Source organism: Micromonospora sp. NBC_01405, assembly GCF_045040155.1.
GTDB lineage: Bacteria > Actinomycetota > Actinomycetes > Mycobacteriales > Micromonosporaceae > Micromonospora.
This window is the reverse complement of record NZ_CP109532.1, coordinates 5750004-5767693: the sequence shown is the minus strand read 5'-3', so window position 1 is coordinate 5767693 and position 17690 is coordinate 5750004. Positions and strand designations below refer to the sequence as shown.

At 72.3% G+C, this 17690-nt stretch carries 15 protein-coding genes; 14 read left to right on the top strand and 1 reads right to left on the bottom strand.

Features of this window, described 5'->3' with window-relative positions:
- Positions 1–45 precede the first annotated feature (45 nt).
- The 13 genes from OG559_RS24980 (at position 46) to OG559_RS24920 (ending at position 14780) form a co-directional block, all read left to right on the top strand.
- On the top strand, positions 46–1128 hold the full coding sequence (locus tag OG559_RS24980; RefSeq protein ID WP_405107752.1) for an ABC transporter ATP-binding protein: 1083 nt from the start codon (positions 46–48) through the stop codon (positions 1126–1128).
- A complete protein-coding gene (locus tag OG559_RS24975; RefSeq protein ID WP_405107750.1) occupies positions 1125–2105 on the top strand; it encodes an ABC transporter permease in 981 nt (326 codons plus the stop codon). The genes OG559_RS24980 and OG559_RS24975 overlap by 4 nt, the downstream gene beginning before the upstream one ends.
- A 3-nt stretch (positions 2106–2108) precedes the next feature.
- Complete coding sequence (locus OG559_RS24970) at positions 2109–3146, top strand: ABC transporter permease (protein ID WP_405107747.1); 1038 nt, start codon at positions 2109–2111, stop codon at positions 3144–3146.
- A complete protein-coding gene (locus OG559_RS24965; RefSeq protein ID WP_405107744.1) occupies positions 3143–4147 on the top strand; it encodes an ABC transporter ATP-binding protein in 1005 nt (334 codons plus the stop codon). Before OG559_RS24970 ends, OG559_RS24965 begins: the two co-directional genes overlap by 4 nt.
- Before the next feature lie 46 nt (positions 4148–4193).
- Positions 4194–5597 (top strand): GH1 family beta-glucosidase, encoded by a 1404-nt coding sequence (locus tag OG559_RS24960; RefSeq protein ID WP_405107741.1) that lies wholly within the window; start codon positions 4194–4196, stop codon positions 5595–5597.
- Between the two features lie 191 nt (positions 5598–5788).
- Positions 5789–7714: a ricin-type beta-trefoil lectin domain protein gene (locus OG559_RS24955; protein WP_405107738.1), complete on the top strand. Its 1926-nt coding sequence runs from the start codon at positions 5789–5791 to the stop codon at positions 7712–7714.
- Positions 7715–8015: 301 nt separating this feature from the next.
- Entirely contained in the window at positions 8016–9194 is a 1179-nt protein-coding gene (locus tag OG559_RS24950) for a peptidase M23 (RefSeq protein ID WP_405107736.1), read from the top strand.
- 149 nt (positions 9195–9343) lie between these two features.
- The gene (locus OG559_RS24945; RefSeq protein WP_396679030.1) at positions 9344–9676 is read left to right on the top strand and encodes a cupin domain-containing protein; all 333 of its coding nucleotides are present in this window, start codon (positions 9344–9346) and stop codon (positions 9674–9676) included.
- A gap of 564 nt (positions 9677–10240) precedes the next feature.
- The gene (locus OG559_RS24940; protein ID WP_405107732.1) at positions 10241–11134 is read left to right on the top strand and encodes a universal stress protein; all 894 of its coding nucleotides are present in this window, start codon (positions 10241–10243) and stop codon (positions 11132–11134) included.
- 313 nt (positions 11135–11447) lie between these two features.
- On the top strand, positions 11448–11717 hold the full coding sequence (locus OG559_RS24935; RefSeq protein WP_091089764.1) for a metal-sensitive transcriptional regulator: 270 nt from the start codon (positions 11448–11450) through the stop codon (positions 11715–11717).
- A 144-nt stretch (positions 11718–11861) separates the two neighbouring features.
- Positions 11862–13262: a rhodanese-like domain-containing protein gene (locus OG559_RS24930; protein WP_405107729.1), complete on the top strand. Its 1401-nt coding sequence runs from the start codon at positions 11862–11864 to the stop codon at positions 13260–13262.
- Positions 13263–13290: 28 nt separating this feature from the next.
- Positions 13291–13893, top strand: coding sequence for a rhodanese-like domain-containing protein (locus OG559_RS24925; protein ID WP_405107726.1), 603 nt, complete (start codon positions 13291–13293; stop codon positions 13891–13893).
- A complete protein-coding gene (locus OG559_RS24920) occupies positions 13890–14780 on the top strand; it encodes a sulfite exporter TauE/SafE family protein (protein ID WP_405107723.1) in 891 nt (296 codons plus the stop codon). Before OG559_RS24925 ends, OG559_RS24920 begins: the two co-directional genes overlap by 4 nt.
- Before the next feature lie 34 nt (positions 14781–14814).
- Here OG559_RS24920 and OG559_RS24915 read toward each other — a convergent pair whose 3' ends face one another.
- Entirely contained in the window at positions 14815–16068 is a 1254-nt protein-coding gene (locus tag OG559_RS24915; RefSeq protein WP_405107720.1) for an ROK family protein, read from the bottom strand.
- Positions 16069–16292: 224 nt separating this feature from the next.
- Between OG559_RS24915 and OG559_RS24910 the strand changes: the two genes are divergently transcribed.
- On the top strand, positions 16293–17642 hold the full coding sequence (locus OG559_RS24910) for a GH1 family beta-glucosidase (RefSeq protein ID WP_405107717.1): 1350 nt from the start codon (positions 16293–16295) through the stop codon (positions 17640–17642).
- The last annotated feature ends 48 nt before the right edge of the window (positions 17643–17690 follow it).

The window sequence follows — 17690 nt, the reverse complement described above, 5'->3', positions numbered from 1 at the left end:
ACCGGCGGCCACGCCGCGACCCATCCCTGAGCAGACAGGAAACCGATGACGACGCCCACCCCGTCGGCCCCGGCCGCCGGCGAGGAGGTGCTGGAGGCGATCGGCCTGACCAAGCACTTCCCCGTCCGCAGGCGGCTGCGCGGCCTGTTCTCCCGTACCCGAACGGCCGTGCACGCGGTCGACGACGTGCAGCTGACCCTGCGCCGCGGCCAGGTCACCGCCCTGGTCGGCGAGTCCGGCTCCGGCAAGTCGACCGTCGCCCGGCTGCTCGCGCAGCTCTATCCGCGCACGGCGGGCACCATCGCGCTGCACGGCAAGCCGGTCACCGTCCGCGGCGGGCGGCCGTTCCGGGCGTACGCCCGGCAGGTCCAGCTGATCTTCCAGGACCCGTTCGCGTCGCTGAACCCGGTGCACACCGTGCGCTACCACCTGACCCGGGCGCTGCGCGTGCACGGCAACGCTGGCCGCACCGACGCCGACCTCGACGCCGCGCTGCGGCGGCTGCTCGAACGGGTCCGGCTCACCCCGGCCGAGCGCTACCTGGACTCCTTCCCGCACGAGCTGTCCGGCGGGCAGCGGCAGCGGGTCGCCATCGCCCGCGCGCTCGGCGCCGACCCGGAGGTGCTGCTCGCCGACGAGCCGGTGTCCATGCTCGACGTGTCGATCCGGCTCGGCGTGCTCAACCTGCTGCGCGAGCTCAAGGAGCGGTTCGACCTGGCGATCCTCTACATCACCCACGACATCGCCTCGGCCCGCTACTTCGCCGACGAGACGCTGGTGATGTACGCCGGCCGCCTGGTCGAGGGCGGGGACAGCGAGACGGTCACCCAGCACCCGGCGCACCCGTACACCCGGCTGCTGATCGGCTCGGCGCCCGACCCGGACCGGATCACCGGCGACGGCGGGGCGGACGTGGCCGAGCGCGGCGACGGCGAGCCGCCCAGCCTGATCCGGCCGCCCACCGGCTGCCGGTTCCACCCGCGCTGCCCGGTGGCCCTGCCGCGCTGCGCCGAGGAGCTGCCCCCGAGGCTGACCGTCGGCGACCACGACGGGCACTGGACGGCCTGCTGGCTCTACCACCCCGACGTCACCGGGGCAGCGACGGTAGGCGGGGAGGCCAGCCGATGATCTTCCTGCTGCGGCGCATCGCCTTCTACCTGTTCACCGCCTGGGCGGCGCTGACCATCAACTTCTTCATCCCCCGGATGATCCCCGGTGACCCGGTGAAGTCGCTGGTCTCCCGCTTCCAGGGACAGCTCAGCACCGACGCCATCCACTCGCTGTACGTGCTGTTCGGCCTCGACTCCGACGACAGCCTGTGGGACCAGTACGTCGACTACTGGCGACAGCTCGCCCACGGCGACCTGGGGCTGTCGTTCACGGCGTTCCCGTCGCCGGTGTCGGAGGTCATCGGCGACGCGCTGCCCTGGACCCTCATCCTGGTCGGCGTCACCACCGCGGTCAGCTTCGTGCTCGGCACCGGGCTCGGGGTGCTGGCCGGCTGGCGGCGCGGCTCCTGGGTGGACGGGCTGCTGCCGGTCACCACGTTCCTGTCCTCGGTGCCGTACTTCTGGCTGGGCCTGGTGGCGATCGCGGTGCTGGCCGGTCCGGGCAGTTTCTTCCCGTCCTCCGGCGGCTACGAGCCGGGCCTGGTCCCCGCCCTGGACAGCATCTTCCTGGGCAGCGCGGTCCAGCACAGCCTGCTCCCCGCCGCCACCATCCTGATCTCCTCGATGAGCGGCTGGATCCTCAGCATGCGCAACATGATGGTCACCGTCGCCGCCGAGGACTACATCACGGTGGCGCACGCCAAGGGCCTGCCCGAGCGGCGGGTCGCGATGAGCTACGCGGCGCGCAACGCGCTGCTGCCCAACGTCGCCGGGTTCGCCCTGTCGCTCGGGCTGATCGTCGGCGGCACCCTGCTCGTGGAGATCGTCTTCTCGTACCCCGGGCTCGGGTTCCTGCTCTTCCGGGCCGTCAGCGCCAAGGACTACCCGCTGATGCAGGGCATCTTCCTGGTCATCACGTTGTCGGTGCTGGTGGCCAACCTGCTCGCCGACGTGGTGTACCTGTTCCTCGACCCGCGTACCCGCAAGGAGGGCTGAGCCGTGAGCATTCCCACCTCCAGCGTGGAGCAGGTCATCCCGGAGCAGGGCGCGATGGCCCAGCCCAGCGTCCGGCCGGGCCGCCGCCGTCGGTTGCGGTTCGTCAGCGGCGGCAAGGCCGCCACGGGACTGGCCGTGGTCGCCGGGTACCTGCTGCTCGCGGTGATCGGCCCGTGGATCGCGCCGTACGACCCGGACGCCCGCAGCGCCGACCTGCTCCAGCCGCCGTCGGCGGCACACTGGTTCGGCACCACCCACCTCGGACAGGACGTGTTCAGCCAGATCCTGGTCGGTACCCGCGGGGTGATGCTGGTCGGCCTGACCGCAGGCGTGGTGGCCACCGTGCTGTCCGTCCTGGTCGGGGTGACCGCCGGCTACCTCGGCGGGCTCGCCGACGACGGCCTGTCCGCGCTGTCCAACGTGTTCCTGGTGATCCCGGCGCTGCCGCTGATCATCATCGTCACGTCCACGGTCGAGGGGGCCGGCGACCTGGTCGTCGCCCTGGTCATCGGGCTCACCTCGTGGGCGTGGGGCGCCCGGGTGCTGCGCGCCCAGACGCTGTCGCTACGCCGGCGCGACTACGTGGAGGCCGCGCGGGCCACCGGCGAGCGCACCTGGCGGATCATCGGCTTCGAGATCCTGCCGAACCTCACCGCGATCATCGCCTCGGGCTTCGTCGGCACGGTGATCTTCGCGGTCATGTCGGAGATCACCCTGGCCTTCATCGGCATCTCGTCGGTCTCGTCGTGGAACTGGGGCACCATCCTGTTCTGGGCGCAGAGCCAGCAGGCCCTGGCACAGGGCGCCTGGTGGTGGTTCGTGCCGGCCGGGCTGGCCATCGCGCTGCTCGGCACCGCCCTAGCCCTGATCAACTTCGGCATCGACGAGTTCGTCAGCCCCCGCCTGCGCAGCGCCGGACGGTCCCGGATCCGCACGGCCGACGGGCGCACCGTGCGGATGCGGGTGGGCTTCACCCCGGTGCTGGCGCCCCGGCCGGCGTCGCCGGCCGCGCCCGGACAGCGAAAGGAGGCCGGTCGATGAGCGAACCGGTGCTGGAGATCCGTCGGCTCAGCGTCGACTACGGCCTCGGCGACTCGGCCGTGCGCGCCGTCCGCGAGGTCGACCTCACCCTGCACCGGGGCGAGGTGCTCGGCCTGGCCGGGGAGAGCGGCAGTGGCAAGTCCACCCTGGCGTACGGGCTGACCCGGCTGCTCCCGCCGCCCGGGGTGATCAGCGGCGGCGAGGTGGTCTACCACCCCGTCGACGGCCCGCCGGTCGACGTGCTCACCCTGTCCCCCGCGCAGCTGCGGGCGTTCCGCTGGGCGGAGACGTCGATCGTGTTCCAGGGGGCGATGAACTCCCTCAACCCGGTGCACAAGGTCTCCACCCAGCTCGTCGACGTGATCAGGGCGCACCAGCCGGGGCTGAGCCGCCCGGCCCGGCTGGCCCGGGCCCGGGAGCTGCTGCGGCTGGTCGGCATCTCCGCCGACCGGCTGGACAGCTACCCGCACCAGCTCTCCGGCGGCATGCGGCAGCGGGTGATGATCGGCATGGCGCTGGCCCTGGAGCCGCAGGTCGTCATCATGGACGAGCCGACCACCGCCCTGGACGTGGTGATGCAGCGGCAGATCCTCAGCCAGCTCGCCGAGCTGCGCGAACGGCTCGGCTTCGCGGTGCTGTTCATCACCCACGACCTGTCGCTGCTGGTGGAGTTCTCCGACCGCATCGCCATCATGTACGGCGGCCGGATCGTCGAGCAGGCCCCGGCCGCGCAGCTGTACGGCGCGGCGCTGCACCCGTACACCGACGGGCTGCTGCACTCCTTCCCCGCCCTGCGCGGGCCGCGCCGGGAGCTGACGGGCATCCCCGGCTCCCCGCCGGACCTGCGCGCGATGCCCGACGGGTGCGCGTTCCACCCGCGCTGCCCCCGGGCGGTCGCGCCGTGCGACAGCCGGCTGCCGACGCTCGGCCCGCCGGCCGGCGACCCGGGCCGGGCGGTCGCCTGCTGGCTGCACCAGGCCGACGAGGCGGTCGCCCGGTGACGAGCGCGTTCCCGCGTACCGGCTCAGCGTCGCACCGAGGAGCAGCATGAAGTCCACCGCCGCCGGGTCGGCGACCACCGATCCGATCGACACCCTCCCCACTTCTTTCCGCTGGGGGGTGGCCACGTCGTCGTACCAGATCGAGGGCGCGGTCGCCGAGGACGGGCGGACACCGTCGATCTGGGACACCTTCTGCCGAGTCCCGGGGGCGGTGGCCGGCGGCGACACCGGCGACGTGGCCTGCGACCACTACCACCGGATGTCGCAGGACGTGGCCCTGATCGCGGACCTGGGCGTGGACACGTACCGGTTCTCGACGGCCTGGCCCCGGGTGCAGCCGGGCGGGCGGGGCCCGGCCAACCCGGCGGGCCTGGCCTTCTACGACCGGCTGGTCGACGAGCTGCTCGGCCGGGGCGTCGACCCGTGGGTCACGCTCTACCACTGGGACCTGCCGCAGGAGCTGGAGGACGCCGGCGGCTGGCCGGCGCGGGACACCGCCTACCGGTTCGCCGACTACGCGATGCTGGTCTTCGACGCCCTCGGCGACCGGGTACGGACGTGGACGACGCTCAACGAGCCGTGGTGCTCGGCGATGCTCGGCTACGCGTACGGCGGGCACGCCCCGGGCCGACGCGACCTCGGCGACGCCATCGCGGCGGCGCACCACCTGCTGCTCGGCCATGGGCTGGCGACCCGGCGGATCAGGGCGGCGGCCACCACCCCGGTCGAGGTGGGTATCACGCTGAACCTGGCCACCGCCGACCCGGCCACCGACAGCGCCGCCGACCGCGACGCCGCCCGGGCCTCCGACGGGCTGGGCGCGCGGTTCTACCTGGACCCGCTCGTGCACGGCCGGTACCCCGACGACGTGCTGGCCGACCTGGCGGCCGACGGGGTGACGGTCCCGGTGTACGACGACGACCTGACGGTCATCGCCGCCCCGCTCGACGTGCTCGGGGTCAACTACTACTTCGGGCAGGTCTTCTCCGGGGTGGAGGCCGACGGCCGGGACCGGGACGCCGACGGCCGGCCGGTGCGCCGGGTCGTCCCACGGGGCCGACCGCGCACGGCGATGGACTGGGAGATCGTCCCGGAGTGCTTCACCGACCTGCTGCTGCGGATCAGCCGCGACTACCCCGGCCTGCCGATGGTCATCACCGAGAACGGCGCGGCGTTCGACGACCGCCCGGACGCGCGCGGCTTCGTCGCCGACGACGACCGGGTGGACTACCTCGCCGAGCACCTGCGCGCGGTGGCCCGGGCCCGGCGGGCCGGCGCGGACGTGCGCGGCTACTTCGCCTGGTCGCTGCTGGACAACTTCGAGTGGTCGTACGGCTACGACAAGCGGTTCGGCATCGTCCGGGTCGACTACGACACGCAGGAACGCGTCCCGAAGCGCAGCGCGCTGTGGTTCCGCGACACCATCCGGCGGGTGCGCGGGCGGGGCTGAGCGACCGGGCGGCCGGGGCGCGTGCGGCGCCCCGGCCGACGTTCATTGACATGCATGAGTCCGAGGACTACGGTGCGCCGGGCCACGACGGCGGGGAGGCGGCGACGGTGCCGCCACCCCGCCCCTGTCCGTGCCGGCCCGTCGCTTTTTTCAGTGCTTGACATAAGAGTTACAACAGTGTTTCCTCAGTCATGACCGTCGATTTCTTGCCCCTCGCCCCACCCACCACCCACCGCTCGCCGGCCCGCGCCGCGCTGGCCGGGGCCCTCACACTCTGCCTGACAACCGGCGTCCTGACCCTCGCGGCCTCGACCGCGCAGGCCGCCGGTGAGAGCGTGAACGTCTGGCTCACCACCACCTCCGACGCCGGCGGCCGCGCCGTCACCCGTGGGTTGCAACAGCAGGCTCCGGTGAGCTTCGCGGCGTCCAGCGGCGGAGCCACGCACACCGTCACCGTCGACGAGAACACCCGCTACCAGCCGTTCGAGGGCGCCGGCGCCTCGATCACGGACACCACCGCGTACCTGCTGCGCGGCGGCCCGGTCAGCGCGGCCACCCGCGACGAGGTGATGCGCAAGCTGTTCAGCCCCACCGACGGCATCGGGCTGTCCTTCGTCCGCAACCCGATCGGGGCCTCCGACCTGTCCCGCCCGGGCCACGTCTCCCTCGACGACACCTGCTGCGACCTCACCGACTTCGGCGCAGGCGGCTACGACACCAACGTCGAGCTGCTCACCGCCCAGGCCCGGCAGCTCAACCCCGCCCTGCGGGTCAAGGTCGTGCCGTGGAGCGCGCCCGGCTGGATGAAGGACAACGGCCGGATGGACCAGATGGGCTGGCTGAAGTCCCAGTACTACGCCACCTACGCCCAGTACTTCGTCAAGACCATCCAGGCGTACGCGGCGCGCGGCGTGAGGGTCGACTACCTCTCGGTGCAGAACGAGCCGAACTGCTGCCAGTCGGGCAACCCGACGGCGATGGACTATCCCGGGATGAGCTGGAACTCCTCCGGCCTGGCCGAGCTGACCAAGAACTTCGTCTACCCGGCGTTCCGGGCCGCCGGCATCACCACGAAGGTGCTGGTGCACGACTGGAACTACGGCGACTACGCCACCATGGGCGCCGGGGTGCTCGGCGACGCCGCGGTGCGCACCGACCCGCTCTTCGGCGGGATCGCCTGGCACGGCTACTTCGGTGACCCGGCGGTCGGCGGCCAGGTGCAGGGCCAGTACCCGTCGGTGCCGCAGTTCAGCACCGAGCACTCCGGTGGCACCTGGATCGGCAACCAGCACAACGAGGACATGGCCGACATCGTCAACTACGCCCGGAACTGGAGCCGGAGCATCGTCAAGTGGAGCCTGGCCCTCAACCAGAACATGGGCCCGCACAACGGCGGCTGCGGCACCTGCACCGGCCTGATCACCGTGCAGGAGGGCGGTTCCCGCGCCGGCCAGGTCGACTACACGATCGAGTACTACACCACCGGGCACCTGACCAAGTTCGTCCGGCCCGGGGCGCAACGGATCGCCTCCACCGCCAACGGCACGGTGCAGAACGTCGCCTACCGCAACTCCGACGGCACCAAGGCGCTGCTGGCCCACAACGGCGGCACGTCCGCCCAGTCGGTGAAGGTGGTCTGGGGCGGGCAGTCGTTCACCTACACCCTGCCGGCCCGGACCACCGCCACGTTCACCTGGGCGGGCACCCAGTCCGGGCCCGGGACGCCCACCGGGCCGACCGGGCCGATCACCGGCCTCGGCGGCAAGTGCCTGGACGTCACCGACAACAGCAGCGCCGACGGCGCCGCGGCGCAGATCTGGAGCTGCGCCGGCAGCGCCAACCAGACCTGGACCCGCGCCTCCGACGGGACGCTGCGGTCGCTGGGCAAGTGCCTCGACGTCTCCGGCGGCGGCACCGCCGACGGCACGAAGGTGCAGCTGTGGACCTGCAACGGCAGCGCCGCGCAGCAGTGGACGTGGACTTCCGGACGGGACCTGGTGAACCCGCAGGCGAACAAGTGCCTCGACATCACCGGCAACGTCTCCGCCGACGGCACGAAGACGCAGGTCTGGTCGTGCACCGGCGGGGCCAACCAGAAGTGGAACCTGCCGGCCTGACGGCCCGTACGGTCGGCGGCGCCCGGGACAGGGCGCCGCCGACCGGGGGCGGACAGCGCGGGATGGGAAACTCCCGATTCTGCCCACTCCGGACATCACCTCGCGGGTTCCAGCGTCGACTGCCGGCAGGTCGTTCATCGTGCCGGGCACGGACGGGCTCGACGTTGACCGCAGCCACCGGCCCGACCCGTCATCGAAAGAAAGTTTCGTGGCTGCGGTTGCGGGATGTAGACATTATTCTTGCCGCCGCTTATCGTCACCGCATCACCCATAGGTACAGATCGATTTAAGGAGTGTGTCGATGGGACAGTTGCGGCGGTGGGCTGGCATTCCGATGGCTCTGTTGGCGGCGGGGATCCTGATCGGCGGTGGTCCGGCGAGCGCCGGGGCGGCGCCGAAGCCGGTGCCCCCGACCGTCACCGAGGCCGTGACCAACAAGCTGCTCGGTCAGGCCGAGCGTCTCAGCACGGGTGATGTCGCGACACCGGAAACCCGCGTCACGATCAGCCGGCAGGAGGGGCGGTGGGCGTTCGGCACCGCCGTCGCGGTCGCCCCCCGCAAAAAGGACGCCCACCCGACCGGCTCGGTGTTCATCGCGCGCGCCGACGCGGGGCGGTGGCGGGTCGCGTTCGACGGCGAGGCCGACTTCAGCGAACTGGCCGGCGAGTCGCCCCTCGTGTCGGAGCGGGAACGGCAGGTCTTCAAGACCACGCCGGCCCCCACGTACGCCGGCGGCGACTACCGGACCGGGATGGCCCTGCCGTTCGCGGTCGGCCAGACCTGGACTCTCACCAGCGGCCCGCACGGCTGGGGCGGCAGCGAGTCGCCGTACAGCTCCGTGGACCTCGCCGGCGGCGACCAGGTCGTCCGCGCCGCCCGGGGCGGCACGGCGTACACGATGTGCCAGGGCTGGATCCGGGTGATCCACGACCGGGGCTACTCGACCGACTACTACCACCTGTGGAGCAGCATCTCGGTCAACGGGGCGGCGGTCGGCGCGGGCGCCTACCTGGGCTACACCGGCACCGACGTCACCTGCGGCGGGGCCGCCTACGGCCGGCACGTCCACTTCGGGCTGCGGCAGAACAGCGCGTACGTCCCCATCGCCGGTCACGGCATCGGCAAGTGGGCGTTCGAGAACGGCGCCGCCGCCTACCAGGGTGGCACGCGGCACGGATCGGCCTGGGCCGGGGCCGGCAGCGCCGTCTACAACTACGGCGCGCTCGGCTTCACCCAGGGAGTGGTTGACGCCAACGGCGGTGGGAGCCTCACCCGGCGTGCCGGGCCCGGCACCGGCTACGCCGCGCTCGGATCGGTCGGCGACGGGGCCACCGTCACCATCTCCTGCTCCGCGAACGGAACCTCACACGCCGGGCGGTACGGCACCACGTCGCTCTGGAACCGGCTCAGCGACGGTAGCTGGGTCTCCGACGCGTACCTCTGGACCGGGGTGAACAGCACGATCAACGGCTGGTGCTGATCGCCTGCCCGGCGCGACGGCTCGCCGCCGCGCCGGGCACGGCACGTCTCCCCTGACTGTCCAGCCGCGGGAGCAACGACAAGCCAGGACGGACGCGCTGCATCCAGGCCAGGCGGGGGCGACAACGGCCGGACTGGGACAATGACGGCATGCAGAAGATCTCGCTCGCAGCCCTCGCCCGCCAACAAGTCGATCGCGCAGCCGGCGCCGGTGGCCGGCACACCGCCGATACCGTCTACGGCGGCCACGAGAAGGTGCTACGCCAGACGGTCATCGGCATGAGCGGGGGCGCACGCCTCGCGGAGCATGAGAACCCGGGCGAGGCCACGGTCCAGGTGCTCCACGGCCGGGTCCGCATGATCGCTGGTGAACAGTCGTGGGAGGCGCGCACCGGAGACCTGCTCATCGTGCCCGACGCACGCCACAGTCTCGAGGCGTTGGAGGATTCCGCGATCCTGCTGACGGTTGCCAAGTTGCCCTGATCCGACGGTGCCGGACAGACCACCGGCAGGCGGGCGACGCCCGCCGCCGGTGGCTGTCGGCGATCCGTGCGGGCCGAGGTGGCTCGGATCCACCGAGCGGGGCAGCCCTGCACCCGGCAGTGACACGGTTGGTCAAGGTGGTGATCTCCGCCGCTGGGCGGGACCGGCGGGGGCCTTTCTACAACCGCTGCGCGAAATGCGACTGGCCGTCGTCCAGCACTTCGTTCCCGTGCCACGGTCACGCCCTCCATTTCGGTTGGGCCTTCCACTTGGCGTTGCGAAGACCAAAGAAGAACCTCCATGAATGAGCGATCGGATAAGCAGTCCTGAGTTGATCGCCCGGGCGTTGCGCCGGTACCACGTCGATGCCCCGCTGGTAGCGCGAAGATTGCGGTCGCCATCTGTCGACCTGAACCGCAGGTATGATCATGTTGTGCCTGCTGCCGGGCTTGTCCAATCAACGGGCTGGTCGATGGGCCTCCGCAGGCACCGGAAACGGACAGGCCGCGCCCGTTCCCTTCCAGGGCACGGCGTTCGCGGACATGGTGTTGAGGGGGTTGTGCGATGAACGGCGTAGACGTCAGGCGAGTGGTGGTGGGTTACGACGGGTCTCCGGCCGCGAGCGCTGCAATTGAAGCCGGAGCCCTGCTGTTTCCCGGTGCGCGTGTATGGATCGCGCATCTGTGGACGCCTCCGTTTGCCAGTGCTGAGTTGCGGCGGAGGCTGTGGACGGGTACTCGCAACATCAACGCGTTTGTGGACGCGGTCGAGAAGGAGGGCAGCCGTGAAGCCGATCGCTTGGCGTCGATGGGAGTGATGCTGGCCCGGGCCGCAGGTTGGGATGCCGAGCCTCTGGTACGGCGGAGCTACGGCGGGGAGGGGGTGCAGCTCGCCGAGTTGGCCGACGAGAAGCAGGTCGATGTGCTGCTGCTTGGCTCCCGGGGATTGGGCGGCGCCAGGGCGGTGCTCGGCAGCGTGTCGGACATGGCCGTGCACTACAGCCCACGTCCTGTGCTGGTGGTACCGCATCCGCTGTTGACCGACGAGCATGCGGCGCTTGCGGAGGGACCGGTCTTGGTCGGCTGGGATTCCTCTGCCGGAGCCGAGGCCGCGTTCGGCACCACCCGGCGGCTCTTCCCTGCCCGTGATCTCGTTCTGGTCTCTGTCGACAGCCACAGCCACAGCGACGCCGAGGAGACGCCAGGGGTGGCGGAGGCCGGTGAGCAGTCCGCGACCACGGTGCACGTGCGGGGCGGGGTTGGCACGCCCGGACAGGCGGTGGCCGATGCGCTGGCTGCGGTTGCGGCGGACCGCGGGGCCAGCCTGCTCGTGGTCGGCTCGCGCGGACGTTCCGCTGTGCGGAAGATTCTGCTCGGCAGCGCCGCCATGTCCACGCTGCACCGCGCCCACCGGCCCGTCATGGTGGTTCCCCAGCCCCCTTCCAACGAGGCTGAATAGGGCGCCGGCACGTCCTGTGCCGTCACGAAGTACCGGTTGCGGCCATCCTCCGACGGCTTCGACGGCGATCAGGATGGCGGAGCCGATCTCTCAGCGCGTCCGGCGGGAATGGATACCCTGGGGGGTATGTTGTGAGGGTTGCAGACGGCAATCATGGAAGGCGGGTGGCGTAGGCCCCGATCGACGCGTGGGGCAACGCCTCGCCGCACTGAGGGCGAGGTTCACCGGAAGCGGCCGCGAGCCGGAAGCGGCCGCGAGGTCGACCGGGATACCCCCCGGGGTAGGTGTTACGGTGAGAACGGAGGTAGATGAGATGAAGTTGCGTCCCGAGATGACCGGCGAGGCGCTGACCCGCCTGAAGCGAGCGCGAGGCCAGCTCAACGCGGTCATCGAGATGATGGAGAGCGGTCAGGACTGCCGCGAGGCGCTGACCCAGCTCGCCGCGGTGTCGAAGGCGATCGACCGGGCGGGCTACAAGATCATTGCCTCCGGCATGCGGCACTGCTCCGGCGCCCGCGATCGCGGCGAGCAGCCGGAGATGACCGAGGAGGAGCTGGAGAAGCTGTTCCTGGCCCTGGCGTGATCCGCCGGGACTGATGCCGGCGCCCCGGCGGCGTATTCCCAGCCGGGGCGGGTAAGCACGTGTTCAAGTTCGAGTTCGGCCAAGGGTGATGACTGTCCCCTGCATACCCCCGGGGGTATGCAGGGTGGTGAAAGGAGTAGACGGATGACGGTGCAGGTGTCGGTCATCGCGACCTCGTCCCTGGGGGACCGCAGCTACCTGGCGACGGACGGCCGGGTGGCGGTGGTGGTGGACCCGCAGCGGGACATCGACCGAATCATGTATCTCGCGGGTGAGAAGGGTGTGCGGATCACTCACGTGGTGGAGACGCACACCCACAACGACTACGTCTCCGGCGGCCTGCAACTGGCCCGGCTGACCGGCGCGGAGTACCTGGTCTCCGCCGCCGACGAGACGGGCTTCGACCGGATGCCGGTCACCGACGGCGACGAGGTGCCCGTGTCCGACCTGCTGCGGCTGCGGGTGGTCGGCACTCCCGGGCACACCTTCCACCATCTGTCGTACGTGCTGGACGAGGCCGGCGACGGCGGCTGGTCCCCGGTGGGGGTGTTCACCGGCGGGTCGCTGCTGTTCGGCACGACCGGGCGTACCGACCTGCTCGGCCAGCAGCACGCGCACACCCTGGCCCACCACCAGCACGAATCGGCGCGGAAGCTGGCCGACCTGCTTCCCGACGGCGCCCAGGTGTGGCCCACCCACGGCTTCGGCAGCTTCTGCTCGTCCAGCCAGGCCGACGCCCCGGAGTCGACCATCGGCCGGGAGAAGCAGGCCAACCCGGCGCTGCGGCTGGCCGCCGACCAGTTCGTCACCGAGACCCTCGCCGGACTGGACGCCTACCCCGCCTACTACGCCCACATGGGAGTGGCCAACGCCGCCGGGCCCGCCCCGGTCGACCTCAGCCCGGTGACCCGGGCCGACGCCACCCAGTTGCGGGGGCGGATCGCTGCCGGGGAGTGGGTGGTCGACCTGCGTCACCGCAAGGCGTACGCGGGCTCGCACCTCGCCGGCACCGTCAGCCTCGGCCTCGACGGGCCCATGTCGACGTGGCTCGGCTGGCTGATCACCTGGGGGGTGCCGATCACCCTCCTGGCGGAGACGCCGGAGCAGGTCGCCGACGCCCAGCGGGAACTGGTCCGCATCGGCATCGACCGCCCGGCCGCCCAGTCCACCGGAACCCCCGAGCAGTGGGCGACCGACCCGGCCGACCTGCGGGAGCTGACCGTCGCCGACTTCCCGGCCCTCGCGGCCGCGCAGGCCGGGAACACCCCCGAGGGCCTGCCCGCCCCGCAGGTCGTCCTCGACGTGCGGATGACCAACGAGTGGAAGGCCCGCCACATCGACGGCGCGGTGCACGTGCCGCTGCCCGACCTGCCCACGCGGCTCGGCGACGTGCCGGCCGGCACCGTGTGGGTGCACTGCGGCTCCGGCTACCGCGCCACCGCCGCCGCGTCGCTGCTGGCCAACGCCGGCCGCGAGGTCGTCCTGATCGACGACATGTTCGGCCACGCCGAGCAGGCCGGCGTCCGGATGGCCGCCACCGCCTGACCACACCGACTTTCGACGGAGGAAGAACATGACCACGACCCCGACCACCCCCTCGACGCTCGACGCGGCCACCCTGCGCGAGCTGATCGCCGCCGGGCGGACGCCCCGGCTGCTCGACGTGCGCACGCCCGGCGAGTTCGAGACCTCGCACATCCCCGGTTCCTACAACGTGCCGCTGGACCTGCTCAAGGAGCACCGCGAGGAGCTGCGCCGCCACCTCGACGAGGACGTGGTGCTCATCTGTCGCTCCGGGGTCCGCGCCGCCCAGGCCGAACAGACCCTCGCCGGGGTCGGTCTGCCCAACCTGAAGGTGCTCGACGGCGGCATCATGGCCTGGCAAGCGGCCGACGCGCCGATCAACCAGGGCAACCCCCGCTGGGACCTGGAGCGCCAGGTCCGCCTGGTCGCCGGGTCCATCGTCCTGGCCAGCGTCCTCGGCTCGGTGTTCGTGCCGCAGCTCAAGTGGGTCGCCGGGTTCATCGGCGCCGGTCTCACCTTCGCCGCGGTGACCAACACCTGTGCGATGGGCATGCTGCTCGGCAAGCTCCCCTACAACCGGGGCGCCAGCTGCGACCTGGACAGCGTCGTCGGCCAGTTGCGTGGAGGGCCGGACACCGGCCGGCGGGCATGAACGGCAGCCTCGCGCTGACCATCGGGCTGGCCGTGCTGATCGGGATCAGCCTCGGCCTGCTCGGCGGCGGCGGCTCGGTCCTCGCCGTGCCGCTGCTGGTCTACGTCGCCGACCTGCCGGCCAAGGAGGCCATCGCCACCTCGCTGCTCGTCGTCGGGGTCACCAGCGCGGTCGGTGTGTTGCCGCACGCGCGAGCCGCACGCATCCGGTGGCGCACCGGACTGATCTTCGGCGTGGCCGGTATGACCGGTGCGTACGCAGGCGGCCGTCTCGCCGAGTTCATCCCGGCCGGGGTGCTGCTCACCGGGTTCGCACTGATGATGCTCGCCACCGCCATCGCGATGATCCGCGGCCGACGCGGCGCCGAGCGCCGGCCCGTGCCGCACGAGCTTCCCGTCGGGCGGGTAGTCCTCGACGGTGTCGTGGTCGGCCTGGTCACCGGCCTGGTCGGCGCCGGTGGCGGCTTCCTGGTGGTGCCGGCGCTGGCCCTGCTCGGAGGCCTGCCGATGCCGGTCGCCGTGGGCACCTCACTGGTCGTCATCGCGATGAAGTCCTTCGCCGGCCTGGCCGGCTACCTGTCCAGCGTCAGCATCGACTGGCGCCTGGCCGCCGTGGTGACCGCCGCGGCCGTCGTCGGCAGCCTGCTCGGTGGCCGGCTCACCGACCGGATTCCCGAGGACGTGCTGCGCAAGGCGTTCGGCTGGTTCGTCGTGGTGATGGGCGTCTTCGTCCTCGCCCAGCAGCTTCCCGACTCGGTGCGGACCAACCCGCTGCTGTGGCTCGCGCTCGGCCTGGCCGCCGTGGTGACGGCCGGCGTCACCGTCCGGCGGAACCGCCGGCGGGGCCGGCACACCGCCCGTGAGGCCGTGGTGGCCGGACGGTGGTGACGCGCAGGCAACGTGCCGGGGGCGATCGGGCGGGTCAGCGGGCGCGCGGCCTGCGGGCCGGGCGCGTGGACGCCGCGGGGCGGGCGGCGGCCGATCGGGGCACGCCGCCGTCGCGCAACAGCCGGGCCATCGGCAGCGTGGCCGCGCCCATCGCGACCGCGTCGGGCCCGAGCTGGCACAGCTCGATCGAGGCCTGGGCGTACGGCTGGCGCAGCGCGTGCCGTGCGGTGGCCTCCCGGATCCGGGGCAGGAACCGATCGCCGAGGGCCAGCCCGGCCCACCCGCCGAGCACCACCCGCTCGGGGTTGAACAGGTTGATCAGGGTCGCCACCCCGGCGCCGAGGTAGCCCACGGTCTCGTCGAGCACCGCCTCGGCGGTCTTCGTCGAGGAGCGCAGCAGCTCGCCCAGCGCGCTCTCCTCGTCCCCGCCGGCCGCCGGCCGGCCCCGGTTGGCCTGCCGGTAGCGGTCGAGGATGCCCTCCGCCCCGACGTACGCCTCCAGGCAGCCCAGGTTGCCGCAGCGGCACTGGCGACCGCCGTACGCGATGGTGGTGTGCCCCCACTCGCCGGCGCTGCTGTGCGCGCCCCGGTAGCTCACCCCGTCGGTGATCACGGCGGCGCCCACCCCGGAGCCGACCAGCGCGACGACGGCGTGCCGGGTGCCCCGGCCGGCGCCGAACCACATCTCGGCCTGGCCGAGCGTCTTCGCCCCGTTGTCGACGTGCACGGGAATGTCGGTGCCGGCGCGGAGCATGGCGCCCAGCGGCACTCCCTCCCAGCCGAGCGTCTGGGCGTGCACGACGGCGTCGGCGGTGCGCTCCACCGTCCCGGAGATTGCCACCCCGAGCCCGAGCACCGCGGCGGGGTCGACGCCGGCCTGCTCGGTCACGGCGGTCAGCCCGTGCAGCAGGTGGGCCACCACCGCGCCGGGGTCGGGCTCGGCGGCGGCGATCGGGTACTCCGCCTTGGCCAGGGCGGTCATCGTCAGGTCGAACAGCTCGACCTGGATCCGGGTCTCCCCGACGTCGGCGCCGACCAGATAGCCGTAGCTGGGGGTCACCCGTAGCAGCACCCGGGGGCGGCCGCCGTCGGACTCGACCGAGCCTGCCTCCTCGACCAGCCCCTCGTCGATCACCTCGCCGACCAGGTTGCTCACGCTGGCCAGGCTCAGCGCGGTGGACTGCCCCAGCTCGTGCCGACTCAGCGGGCCGTCCAGCCAGATCCGGGTGAGCAGCACCGCGCGGTTGGCGCGACGCATGTCGCGCACGGTGGTGCGTCTGGCGTCCATCGGTCCGGTCCTCCCCCTGGGGCGCCAACGACCGGCACCCCCACCAGCATGCATCAGCAGCACGATTAATGCCATGAACTAAGGTTTGAAGTATGCTGCGGACCGGCCGGCGCGCCGGCTCTGCCCGGCCGGCGCCCCGCCCGACGCGCGCCGCCGCGACCACCCCGTCCCCACCACCTCCTGCCGTCCCGCGCCACCCCCACCGGAACCCAAGGAGCACGCCCGTGGCCGACCTGACCGCCCTGCCCGCCCACTTCCGCTGGGGCGTGGCGACCTCCGCGTACCAGATCGAGGGCGCCGTCGACGCCGACGGCCGCGCACCCTCCATCTGGGACACCTTCTGCCAAGTGCCCGGAGCGATCGACAACGGCGACACCGGCGACGTCGCCTGCGACCACTACCGGCGCTGGCCCGAGGACGTCGCCCTCATGCGCGGGCTCGGTGTCGACGCGTACCGGTTCTCGGTGGCCTGGCCACGGGTGATGCCCGAGGGCACCGGCCGGGTCAACCAGGCCGGGCTGGCCTTCTACGACCAACTGGTCGACGCCCTGCTGGAGGCCGGCATCCGGCCGTTCGTCACGCTCTACCACTGGGACCTGCCGCAGGCCCTGCAGGACCGGGGCGGCTGGCCGGCCCGGGACACCGCGTACGCCCTGGCCGACTACGCGGCCGTGGTGGCCGGCGCGCTCGGCGACCGGGTCCGCGACTGGACGACGATCAACGAGCCGCTCTGCTCGGCCTGGATCGGCCACCTGGAGGGCCGGATGGCCCCCGGCGACGCCGACCTGGCGCTGGCCGTCCCCGCCGCCCACCACCTGCTGCTCGGACACGGCCTGGCAACCGCGGCGATCCGCGCGAACGCCGCCGAGCCCGCCTCCGTCGGCGTGGTGTGCAACCTCAGCCCGATCGAACCGGCCAGCGACCGCCCCGAGGACGTCGCCGCCGCCGCCCGCGCCGACGGGCACGTCAACCGGTGGTGGCTGGACCCGCTCTTCGGCCGCGGGTACCCCGCCGACATGCTGGAGGTGTACCGCACCGCGCCGCCGGTCCGCCCCGGTGACCTGGAGACGATCGCCACCCCGCTGGAGTTCTTCGGGCTCAACTACTACTTCCGGCAGCGGGTCGTCGCGGACCCGGACGGTCCCCCGCCGTACGCCCGCCAGGTGCCGGTGCCCGGGGCGGTCGAGACGGCGATGGGCTGGGAGACCCACGCGGCGGGCCTGGAGCAGCTGCTGGTGCGCCTCGCCGAGGAGTACGACGCCGGCCCGGTGCATGTCACGGAGAGCGGCTCCGCCTGGCCGGACCGGGTGAACCCGGACGGCACCGTCGACGACCCGGAGCGCACCCGTTACCTGGAGGAGCACCTCGCGGCGTGCGCCGCGGCGGCCCGGCGGGGGGTGGACGTGGCCGGCTACTTCGCCTGGTCGCTGCTGGACAACTTCGAGTGGGCGTACGGCTACGACAAGCGGTTCGGCCTGGTCCACGTCGACTACGCCACCCAGCGGCGCACCGTCAAGGCCAGCGGCCGCCGGTACGCCGACCTGATCCGCGCCCACCGCAGCGTGCTGGCCTGACCGCCGAGCCGGCCGGGACAACGGTGGCCCGCGGAGCACATCGCTCCG